General features: G+C 62.9%; 8 protein-coding genes and 1 pseudogene. 6 read left to right on the forward strand and 3 right to left on the reverse strand.

Annotated features, from left to right (window positions below; all coding sequences use genetic code 11):
* Position 1 precedes the first annotated feature (1 nt).
* The 6 genes and pseudogenes from FJ404_13610 (at position 2) to FJ404_13635 (ending at position 10,097) form a co-directional block, all read left to right on the forward strand.
* Positions 2-1,060, forward strand: coding sequence for a carbon-nitrogen hydrolase family protein (locus FJ404_13610; GenBank protein ID MBM3823898.1), 1,059 nt, complete (start codon positions 2-4; stop codon positions 1,058-1,060).
* 13 nt (positions 1,061-1,073) lie between these two features.
* Positions 1,074-3,158, forward strand: a complete 2,085-nt coding sequence (locus tag FJ404_13615; GenBank protein ID MBM3823899.1) for a right-handed parallel beta-helix repeat-containing protein — start codon at positions 1,074-1,076, stop codon at positions 3,156-3,158.
* Between the two features lie 482 nt (positions 3,159-3,640).
* Positions 3,641-5,119 carry a hypothetical protein gene (locus FJ404_13620; protein MBM3823900.1) on the forward strand — a complete coding sequence of 493 codons (1,479 nt, stop codon included), beginning with the start codon at positions 3,641-3,643 and terminating at the stop codon, positions 5,117-5,119.
* Between the two features lie 163 nt (positions 5,120-5,282).
* Positions 5,283-5,693: a Zeta toxin family protein gene (locus FJ404_13625; GenBank protein ID MBM3823901.1), complete on the forward strand. Its 411-nt coding sequence runs from the start codon at positions 5,283-5,285 to the stop codon at positions 5,691-5,693.
* Positions 5,694-5,713: 20 nt separating this feature from the next.
* Positions 5,714-6,356: pseudogene (locus tag FJ404_13630) on the forward strand (four helix bundle protein).
* A gap of 297 nt (positions 6,357-6,653) precedes the next feature.
* Positions 6,654-10,097: a hypothetical protein gene (locus tag FJ404_13635; GenBank protein MBM3823902.1), complete on the forward strand. Its 3,444-nt coding sequence runs from the start codon at positions 6,654-6,656 to the stop codon at positions 10,095-10,097.
* A 6-nt stretch (positions 10,098-10,103) separates the two neighbouring features.
* Here FJ404_13635 and FJ404_13640 read toward each other — a convergent pair whose 3' ends face one another.
* From FJ404_13640 to FJ404_13650, 3 genes are all read right to left on the reverse strand, one after another.
* Entirely contained in the window at positions 10,104-10,328 is a 225-nt protein-coding gene (locus FJ404_13640; GenBank protein ID MBM3823903.1) for a GxxExxY protein, read from the reverse strand.
* Between the two features lie 125 nt (positions 10,329-10,453).
* The gene (locus FJ404_13645) at positions 10,454-10,675 is read right to left on the reverse strand and encodes a GxxExxY protein (protein ID MBM3823904.1); all 222 of its coding nucleotides are present in this window, start codon (positions 10,673-10,675) and stop codon (positions 10,454-10,456) included.
* Positions 10,676-10,794: 119 nt separating this feature from the next.
* Positions 10,795-10,941, reverse strand: a 147-nt coding sequence (locus tag FJ404_13650; GenBank protein ID MBM3823905.1) for a GxxExxY protein, incomplete at its 5' end; no start/stop codon positions are given.

Genomic DNA, 10,941 nt, shown 5'->3' on the forward strand with positions numbered 1-10,941 from the left:
AGTGGACCACAGTCCAGGCAGCAACGTCGTCTGGACATTCGATTCTTCCGTCGCTTCTCTCACTCGTTGTCATCGGATGGGCACCGGATACCACCGAATAACTGATCGACGCATGAACCAATCCTCAAACGATTCGACCTCAAAGCCAAAACGCCTGCGCGTCGCCGCGGTTCAGATGATCTTTGCCGCCTCCATCGACGACAACCTGGAGAAGATTGAGCAAGCCGCCATTCAGGCCGCGGCTGAAGACACGGACGCCGTGCTGTTCCCGGAGTGCGCTACCACGGGCTACGCATGTGACTTCGGTGCGCTGAAGCCGGCTGCCATCCGCCGGGCACTTCGCTCGGTCGCGGCCATCGCTGCCAAGCTCCGGATTCATCTTCTCGTCGGCAGCCCCATCTTCGCCGGACGAAAGCTCTACAATGCGCTGGTCGTGTTCGACCGACGCGGGCGGCTCATCAACACTTACGCCAAGTGTCAGCTTGTGGAGGCGGATCGCCAATGGTTCACGCCCGGCAATGTCCTTTCCCTGTTCGCGATCGATGGCGTCCCGGCGACGGCCATCATCTGCCACGAACGCCGCTACCCGGAACTGGTCCGACTGCCCGTCATGGCCGGTGCCCAGATTGTTTTTCATCCGAACGCCGGCATGGATGCGCTCCCCGTTTCCCAAAAGAAACGCCGCGGTCGGGACGGCATCCCCGTCCGCGCCTTCGAGAACGCGGTCTTTTACGTCTTCGCGAATTCCGTGGGACCGCAGGGCGGCGGCAAGTGGTCCGCAGGCGATTCCAAGATCGTCGCACCGGACGGCACATTCCTTCAACTTGCAGACAATCTTCGCGAACGAGTCATGGTGGAGACGCTGGAACTGTCACGAGCGACGAGGAAGTACGCGTTGGACAGTCTGGAACATCCCCGATTCCTCGCCCCTCACTGGCGGCGGATCGTGACCGAGATGCGACGTCGCGTCCGCGAGAGCGATCAGAGGTTCCAGCACTGGTTCAATTCCGGCGACGGTAGTTGTGGTGCCAGAACCCGAGCGCGGCGAACGACCTCTTAACAATACTGATCTGATGAAAACTCGACGAATGGTCTTGGCGATGGCCGCGACGCTCGTGGTCTGTGTGTTTGCTCGCGCGGATTTCTATGTCTCGCCCCAGGGCTCGGACGACAATCCCGGAACGAAACGCAAACCCTTCGCCACACTGGAGCGCGCGCGTGAGGCCGTGCGAGCGCGTAAGGCCTCCGGCAGTCCGGTCACAGTCTGGCTTCGAGGCGGCGACTGTTTTCGAACCCATGCCCTCGAGTTGTCCGCGGCGGATTCAGGCACCGCCAGTTCGCCCGTGGTCTGGAGTGCGTATCGAAACGAGCGGGTGCGATTGCTCGGCGGCCGCGTTCTGACCGGATTTGAGCCCTTGACCGATGAGGCGGTTCGCTCCCGGCTTCATGAATCCGCTCGAATTCACGTGCTGCAGGTTGACCTGCGTCGTCTCGGAATCAGCGACTTTGGCGAGATGAATTCCCGCGGCTTCGCCCGCCCAACCACACCCTCTCACTGCGAGCTGTTTTTCAATCACCAGCCGATGACGCTGGCACGTTGGCCGAACGAAGGTGTCTGGGAAAAGATCGCGGGCTTTCCAAAAGGCAGCGGCCAGGGCGACGATCACGGCGGCACCATCGGGGGGCTTCCCGGCGGTTTTCTCTACTCGGGCGACCGGCCGCAGCGCTGGCGCGACACCAGTGATGTGTGGGTCCATGGCTACTGGGCATACGATTGGGCCAATTCCTACGAACGCATCGCGAAGATCGACCTCGACCAGCGCTGGATCCAGACTGCGCCGCCACACGGGCTTTACGGCTTCCGGGCGGGCCAGCGTTTTCATTTTCTGAATGTGCTGGAGGAACTCGATCAGCCCGGGGAATGGTTCCTCGATCGCGCGAACGGCCGCCTCTACTTCTGGCCGCCAGCTCCCATTGATTCGGCCGAGACGCTCCTTTCGTTGCTCGATCCACCCGCGATTCGGATGACCGGCGTCAATTTCGTCACGGTGCGCGCCCTCGCCATCGAGGCCACCCGCGGGACCGGCATCGAGATCAGTGGCGGCCAGGGGAATCGGGTCGAGGGTTGCCTGCTCCGGAATTTGGGCAACCTGGGCGTCAGCATCAGTGGTGGGACCCACCACGGCGTGGTCGGGTGCGACATTTTCGACACAGGCGACGGTGGCGTGTCGCTCACCGGCGGCGATCGGCAAACGCTCACTCCAGGAGGACACTTCGTCGAGAACTGCCACTTTCAACGTCAAGGTCGCTGGTCCAAATGCTACGTGCCGGCGGTGCTCATGAATGGGGTCGGACAGCGCGCTTCGCACAATTTGATTCACGACCATCCGCACTGCGCGATTCTCTACAACGGCAACGATCACCTCATCGAGTTCAACGACATCCACCACATCGCGCTGGAAACGGGCGACGTCGGCGCGATCTACACCGGACGCGACTACTCGTACCGGGGGAACCGCATCCGTCACAATTACATTCACGAAACGGGCGGCGTGGGCATGGGTTCCATGGGCGTGTATATGGACGATTGTGTGAGCGGCACCGAAATCTACGGCAATGTGTTCTACAAAGTGCACTGGGCAATGTTCATCGGCGGCGGACGGGATCATCGCGTGGAGAACAATCTCTTTGTGGACTGCGATCCGGCCGTGCGCGCGGACGGCCGCGGGCTGGATCGTTCCCCGGTGTGGCGCGACATGGTGAACGACACGATGCGTCAGCGGCTCGCGGCGGTCCCGGCCGCACTCTACCGCGATCGCTATCCGGCGATGAAGGCGCTCGACGCCTACTACGGTCCCCCGGAGGGTCCGGCGATCAGTCGCGACGCGTTTGCCGGCGTCCCGCCTGGCGGCAATTCGATCGTGCGCAATGTGTGCGTCGGGAAATGGTTCGAAACCGATTGGAAAGCGAAGCGTGAAGATTTCGAGGAACGGGAAAATTTCGTGACCCATGACACCCGCGCGGTGGTCGTCACGACGCGCGGAATCAAGTTGCCGCAGAATTCGCCCGCATGGAAGTTCGGTTTCCGGCCCATTCCCGTCGAACAAATCGGCCTTCGCCACGACGCGCTGCGAAGGCGGTTGGAGCGAATGCGCTGAGCGCGTTGATCTTGTGCATCCCGAAGCCGGTCGGAGCGCGGCTGGGTCGTAGACCAGCCGCAGCAGTTCCCGAAGTGACGACGCGCAGCCGAATATTCCAGCCGCGCAGGGAGCTGAGGCCGCTGGGGCTGGCTTGCAGCACAGCCGCGCCCCGGATCGCTCCTTGGTTTCCAGCTCGTCGCGCTGGGTGTCCTTCCAATGGAAGCTCATTCGCCCTGTCCTGTGCGGGCCCGTGGGCGGGGGGAGGACATCCTCATCGACTGCGGGTCGTTGCGCGAGACCGGTTTGGACGAGGATCACGAACAAGGAAAATATTTGCAGAGTCAACTGGAGTTCTCTTGGTTTCATGGTGATTCCGTCAGCGTGATTGGAAGTCGTCACCATCAATCTGGCAGTCTCAGTTCGCTCCGGTGAGCGGTGATTATCGCAGTGCCACGGAACGGGCTCTTGACACTGGCTCACTCAGACCGAACATCGCCGCCATGAACTCCTCACACCGGCAATTCTTCGTGAGCCGTGCAGGGTCGCCTTGGGCATTTCACATCCTGCGTGATTTGGGGAAGGAGAGCAAACGGTCCGCGTCCCTCAAGCTCGTCGGGCTCCTTTGTGTTTGGCTGATCGCGCTCGCGTCCGGATCTGCCGCCGAACCAGGGCAATGGAAGGCCGGCCTGGCCAAAGTAGCGATCACACCCACTGAGCCGGTCTGGATGGCTGGTTACGCTGCACGCACCGGCCCGTCGGATGGAACCTTGGTTGATTTGTATGCCCGAGCCCTGGTGTTGGCCGATGCGCGTAATGCCCGGCTGACGATCGTCACCATGGATCTGATCGAGATCCCCGACACGTTACGTCAGCGGATCGTGGACGTCTTGCGGACAAACCACGGGATCAAGCCGGAGGAACTCCTGTTGAATGTGTCGCACACCCACGGCGGCCCCATGATCTCCGCCAAAACGGTCGCCGATTGGGGCATCCCTGCAGTTTGGGGAGAGCGGGCGGACAACTACGTGCGGGAACTTGTGGAGAAGGTGAATGAAGTTGTCGGCACGGCATCGTCGAATGCAAGACCGGCCACGATCAGCTACAGCCACGCTCGTTGCGGATTCGCGATGAATCGCAGAATTTCGACTCCCGGTGGTTTCAAGCTTGGATTGAATCCTGATGGTCCGGTGGATCATGACGTGCCCGTGTTGCGAATCCAATCGTCCGAGAAAAAACTGATTGGGCTGGTTTTTGGTTACGCTTGCCACAACACGGCGTTGGGTCCCATTCGGAAGTTGCATGGCGATTATGCCGGATTTGCCCAGCGAAAACTGGAGAAAGACCGCCCCGAAACCGTCACGATGTTCCTCATGGGTTGCGGCGGCGATCAGGATCCGCAGCCTCGGCGTCATCAGGAGGATGCCGAGCAAAACGGACTGGCCCTGGCCTCCGCAGTCGAGGCAGGACTGGCGGCGGCTCCGGTCCAATTGGGTGCCACGCTTTCCACCAGCCTGGAGATGTGTCCTCTGGCGTTCGCTCCCTTGCCACCGCGCCCTGAGATCGCGGAGAGAGCCAAGTCCGGGGACGGTTTCGTCTCCCGCCACGCGCGCTGGGTGCTGAAGCAATGGCCCAACCCGGATGACCACCCTCCGGATTATCAACTCCCGGTGCAGGTGGTGGTGCTTGGACAGAAGCTGACCCTGGTGGCGCTGGGTGGGGAACCCGTCGTGGATTATTCGATCAGGCTCAAGCGCGAACTCGCTTCCGACGGACGTCCCGTCTGGGTGGCAGGCTACGCGAACCTGGTCAGCGCGTATGTTCCGAGTCGCCGCGTTTTGTTGGAGGGCGGCTACGAAGGGACGCAGGCTGTGATTTACCAATCCCTGCCGGGACCGTTTCGAACCGATGTCGAGGACCGGATCGTCGCATCCGTTCATCGCCAGGCCAAATTGCTGCGGGACAAATCGGAAGCCAAATAACCGCGGCATGGGAGTCGATGGGGAGATCGTGGGTGCATTCGGCGGCCCGGACGAGATACGCTCGGCGGTGAATCAACTGCAAACCCTTCTCGACGCCGAATGAACCCGATGACCTCCTCTTCAGCCTTTCTCCCCCATGCTCCGTAAGCCCGCCAACTGATACATCATCGCCGGGCCAAACGGGGCGGGCAAAACCACCTTCGCCACGGAATTCCTGCCGCTCCACGCCAACTGCCGCAACTTCATCAATGCCGATCTGATCGCGCGCGGCCTCTCGCCCTTCGACCCCGACGCCGCCCTGTTGCGCGCCGGGCGCACCGTGCTCGAACGCATCGCCGAATTCACGGAGGCCCGCTTCGATTTTGCCTTCGAAACCACGTTGTCCGGACGCGCCTATGTGCCATTGCTGCGCCGCGTGAAGAAAGGCGGCTTCCGGCTGCACCTGTTCTACCTGTGGATGCCCAGCCCGGAACTGGCGCTGCTCCGAATCCGCTATCGCGTCGAGAGCGGCGGGCACAATGTCCCCGAACCGGATGTACGGCGGCGTTTCGCCCGCACGCTGGACAACACCTAAAAGCTTCTGGCGAAGAAACCATGAAACCCGCTGCGAAGCCTGACAGCCTGATCCCGCTGCACGGCGGCTACCGTAAGCTCAAGAGCTTCCAAGTGGCGCAATTGGCCTACGATGTGACCGTGCGGTTCTGTGATCGCTACATCGAGAAACGCAGCCGCACCCATGATCAAATGGTTCAGGCCGCGAGGTCCGGCGTGCAGAACATTGCCGAGGGCAGCCAGGCCAGCGGCACTTCTAAAAAGACCGAACTCAAGCTTACGAATGTGGCGCGGGCGAGCCTGGAGGAGTTGCGCCTGGACTATGAAGATTTTCTCCGGCAGCGTGGGCTGGCCCTCTGGCCGCCGAATCACCCGGCGCTGATGCGCTTCAAGGCGAGGCGTTGCGCCACGCTGGAGGAGGTGCGGGGCTGGGTGAACGAAGAGCGGCGTGGACTGCCACCGACGAACACGGATAGACACGGACCGGGCAAACCGTCCGTGTCAGCGTCCGTCCTCTGCCGAACTCGTGGCCAATGCGGCGCTCTCCCTGCTGAACCTCGCCTGCTATTTCCTCGACCGCCAACTGGCGGCGCAGGCTGCGGCCTTTGAAAAAGAGGGCGGCTTCACCGAAAGGCTCTACCGTGTGCGCTGCCAGAAGCGCACCGGGCTCGGAGGCACGCAATAGATCCGTGGCCCAAGGTCAGGCTGGGGGATGAGGCGACACTCGACCGACGTTTTCTCGATTTCTTCATTCGCTCATTCGCTGGGCCGTCCACAGTCCGTGGCGGATATTGCACCGGTGCATCCCGATGTTGCCGGTGATGCAGGTAGGGCGCGTCCGTCCCGGCGCGCCGCCGGAGCATGATGTTTTGCATCCCGTGGGCGGCGGGTTGGGACAGGCCCGCCCTACCAACAACATCGGGATACACGGATATCGCACTCACTAACGCTTGTGCGACTGACCCGCATTAGCCAAAGGTCGATGATGCATCTGAGACTTCCGACTTCGAGGCTCCGAGTGATGGTGAATGCGTCGCTCCTTTCCGTGCTTCTGTCCACGGCGACGACGATGGCGGCTGTGGCGGCGGACGTAGGGACGCCACTGGTGATCTGGCACTCGCAACCCGTCAAACCCGGTCAGACCGTTCTGCTCTACGGCGACGCACTGAGCGCCGCCAAAGTGACGGTGCAACGTTTGTCCGATGACGCACCGGGCGACCCCGGTGCGTCAGTTTCGGGTGCTGAAACCAGTACGGACAGGAGCGAAGACCTGGTTCCGATTCAACCGCGCGAACGAGCGCTGAAGGTTCTGCTTCCCGCCGGGGCGGATCCTGGAGTGTTCGCTCTGCGGGTCCAGGCTGAAGGGCGACGACAAACGGTGCTGGTCAATGGGCCTCAACCCTGGTGGGCGCGCGGGTCGCAACGATTGGAAGCCACGCCGGGCGAGGACTTGCGCGTCTTCGGCTTGGGATTGGGCTGGGCCGGAGTTCATGAAGCGCTGGCGGGTCTGCCGCCCGGTTCCCCCAAGACCCGTCTGGCCCTGCGCGGCAGTCGCAACGTCGAATTGGCCGTGCGGGAAGCAGACCTCTACTCCGTGCGGGCACCATTGCCGGCCGACCTTCCGCCGGGCGACTACGAAGTCTGGGTCCACAACGGATGCGGCGGCCCGCAGGCCTGGGCTCGCTGTCCAGAGCCATTGCGTGTCCAACGCGCAGCGCCCTGGCCGGAACGTGAGTTCAACGTCCTTCACCACGGCGCACGCGGCGATGGCGCCGCCGACGACACCGGGCCGGTGCAGCGGGCGATCGACGAGGCGGGGCGTTCCGGAGGTGGCGTGGTGTGGTTTCCTTCCGGCCAATACCGCTTCAACCGCCCGCTGCGGATCCCCCGGCAAGTCCTGCTACGAGGCGCGAGCCGCGAGGCGACGCTGCTGTATTGGAGCAACCGTCACTTCGCTCGTCTGCGCGGCATCATTCATGGTGAAGCGCAGTTTGGTCTGGAGGACATGACGATCTGGTATGTCGGCGCGGAACGCGGCATCGAGAACATGGCGGAGGTCGAAGGCAAGTCGCTCTACTCAAACGCGAATCGGCCGACCTGGTGGCAGGAGGGAGACATCGTCCTGCGGCGATTGGTGATCCGCTGGAGTCCCTACGCCGCCCGACCGGGCTGGGGACAGTTAAGCGACACGATCGAGATCACCCGCCAATTGAACTTTGAATCCCTCGATGCCGCCGGCACCGGCGCGGCGGTGTGGCTCTGCGGTCGCGACATCCGCGTCGAAGACTGCGACATTTACTCAGGCGGATTCCCGTTGCTGCTGGCGTTCATGTCTGACGGAAGTCTCGTGCGGAACAACCGTCTCTATACCGGACGGGGTGGGCTGGTCTGGGCCCAACGCGGACGCAAGGTGATCTGGGAAAACAACCAGATGCTCGGCGCCGATAACATGTCGCGCGCGGGATGGAGCACCAAGGCGCATCCGTATTACGATCAGGTTTACTTCCGCGGCAACACGGTCGCCTTCGCCCAGTCTGCCGACTACGAGATCGTCGGATCGGACGGCGCATCGCCGGTTTACTACGGCGGCGTCACGTCCGCCGCCGGAACCTCGGTCCAACTCAGCAAGCCCGTTCGCTCCTGGCCGTTCGAGCCCGAGGGACATTTGGCGTTTGTCATGGGCGGTCGCGGCAAGGGACAGGCGCGCACGATTCAGCGCGGCACCACCAACTCCATCGAAATCGACCACCCCTGGTCCGTGCCCCTCGACTCCACGTCACTGCTCGGCATCAACCACAGCTTGCGCCAGTGGCTGATGGTGGGGAATCGCATCGCCGACGGGGATTCGATGCAAATGTATGGACTGAACCACGAGGTGGTTTTCGCGGAGAACCAACTCGAACGCGTCGGCGGCAGCTTCGAAGCCGCCCTCCGCTTTCTCGCGTTCCAACACACCAGCGACGGTCCCGAGGCGGCGGAGCCCTCGTTCTTCTCCCAGATGCTGGGCAACCGCCTCGTGGCGCCGCGGCTCGACATGCGACGGTTCGAGTCCGGCACGGCCGCCATCGAATTGAGCGGTGGCGACGTCGATTCCCTCGGCCGGGCGGAGACACCCTGCCTGATGAATGCCGCGGTCCTCCGAGGCAATGACGTGCGCGGTGGCAAGATCCTGCTGTCCGTCGGCAGCCAGTTGCCCTTCCGCGCCGAGGACATTCTGATCGAGGACAATCGCATCACCGACGCGCCCGAGGGACTGGACATCGGGCCGCGCACGGCGGGCGTCATGCTGCGCCGCAATCAGCTTCTTGGCGTCCGCCGTCCGCTCGTGGGCGCCGGCATCGACACGGCCTGGCTTGAGCCCGGTCGCCGGGTCGAATACTGGTTCGAGGCCTTGGAAGGCGTGCTCAGCCGACTCTCGAAGCGGCCGGTCGCAGACCTCCGACCCTTCCGGGAGCAGGCGGCGCAGCTTGGCTCCGTTGCGGAGTCGGATCCGCGCTGGCTGGAACTGAAGCGCACAGTCGCGCGAGCCGTCACGCGGTCGTTGCCGCCGCCGCACAATCCGGATCTGGCCGAGGTGCTCTTTGGAATCCGGCTCCGCGCCTCGGCCGCGGCAGGACTGAACGAGACGTTAGAGCAAGGCAGGGGCGGCGACGCCGAATGGCACGTGAACGTTGAGCATCGCGGAGCCAACGCCGCAACCATTCGCGTCACGCCTCAGGGGGCCCACGGCTGGCAAGGCGAAGCGGTCGCAGCACCCGCGGGTCCTCAGTCCAATAGCACCGTGCGATTACCGATCCGCGTTCCTGCTGGCGCGCAGGGGACATTTGGGTTTCCCGCCCAGGTTCAAGTCACCGTCGGCGACGCGACGGTGGCTTGGCAGGAGACTCTCCCCGCAGGACTCGGAGAGGTACGCGACTGGCTGGTCATCGGCCCGGAAATTCCAGGCGCCACCGTGGAAGCGTCCCTCCTCACCAATCGTGTCCAGCAGTGGCGCTGGGATCAGCCTGTGCGTTTTGGTGCGAACGAGAAATCATGGCAGCGAGTGCAGGGTGTCTCGCCGCTCGCGTTCGACAAGTGGTTTCCAACGATAACCCATCTGCCGGCAGGGACGACGGGCGCATTTGCCGCTGCGGCGATCCAAGCCGACGCGGGAGTGTGGGTTGAATGGACGGCGGGCCTGGGCGGTCCGGGTTCCCGCCGGGAGTTGCAGTTCTTCCTCGATGGGAAGGAATTCTTCGATTTGCGGCTGGGCCGCGAGACGTGGTCGCCGAAGCGTCTGCCCATGTACCTGAGTCAGGGCCGGCATGTGATTCTCGTCGTGGCGCGGACCCGCGACCAACTGCCTGAAGTCTCGCTTTCCGTTCGCGAACTCGATGACAACGGTGGTGGCCGCGTGCGACCGGTCGCGCCGTGGACTCAAGATTGACGCAAATTAGAATCGATCATAATGGGATTGGTTCACGCGGAGGCGCGGAGACGCGGAGATGGGGAGATCGTTGACGATGCGATGAAGCCCTTCTTTGAGCGTCGCGGCTCCGAAGTTGATGAGCAGGCCGACGGTGAGGTTCATCAGGCGGAGATAAGTCAGGACTTGCTTGCTGTGGACGGGCGCGAGTTTTTCCACGGACTTGAGCTCCACGACCACGCGACCTTCCACGACTAGGTCATTGGGGAGTGCGGAAACCCTCCTCGAACATCATCCCTCCGCGTTCTCCGCGCCTCCGCGTGAGTCTCGTCCGCCGGTTGACCGGGCGGCATCTTCGACATTGGATTCGTTGAGGCTCATGGCTGGGATTGGTTCACGCGGAGGCGCGGAGACGCGGAGATGGGGAGATCGTTGACGATGCGATGAAGCCCTTCTTTGAGCGTCGCGGCTCCGAAGTTGATGAGCAGGCCGACGGTGAGGTTCATCAGGCGGAGATAAGTCAGGACTTGCTTGCTGTGGACGGGCGCGAGTTTTTCCACGGACTTGAGCTCCACGACCACGCCACCTTCCACGACCAGGTCAGTGGGGAGTGCGGAAACCTTCCTCGAACATCATCCCTCCTCGTTCTCCGCGCCTCCGCGTGAGTCTCGTCCGCCGGTTGACCGGGCGGCATCTTCGACATTGGATTCGTTGAGGCTCATGGCTGGGATTGGTTCACGCGGAGGCGCGGGGACGCGGAGATGGGGAGATCGTTGACGATGCGATGAAGCCCTTCTTTGAGCGTCGCGGCTCCGAAGTTGATGAGCAGGCCGACGGTGAGGTTCATCAGGCGGAGATAAGTCAG

This window comes from Verrucomicrobiota bacterium, from assembly GCA_016871495.1.
In the GTDB taxonomy this organism is placed as follows: domain Bacteria; phylum Verrucomicrobiota; class Verrucomicrobiia; order Limisphaerales; family VHDF01; genus VHDF01.

What these genes read in the sequence shown, in the direction of transcription:
- FJ404_13615 (MBM3823899.1), top strand. Translation starts at nt 1,074, where the DNA reads ATGAAAACTCGACGAATGGTCTTGGCGATGGCCGCGACGCTCGTGGTC.
- FJ404_13620 (MBM3823900.1), top strand. Translation starts at nt 3,641, where the DNA reads ATGAACTCCTCACACCGGCAATTCTTCGTGAGCCGTGCAGGGTCGCCT.
- FJ404_13635 (MBM3823902.1), top strand. Translation starts at nt 6,654, where the DNA reads ATGATGCATCTGAGACTTCCGACTTCGAGGCTCCGAGTGATGGTGAAT.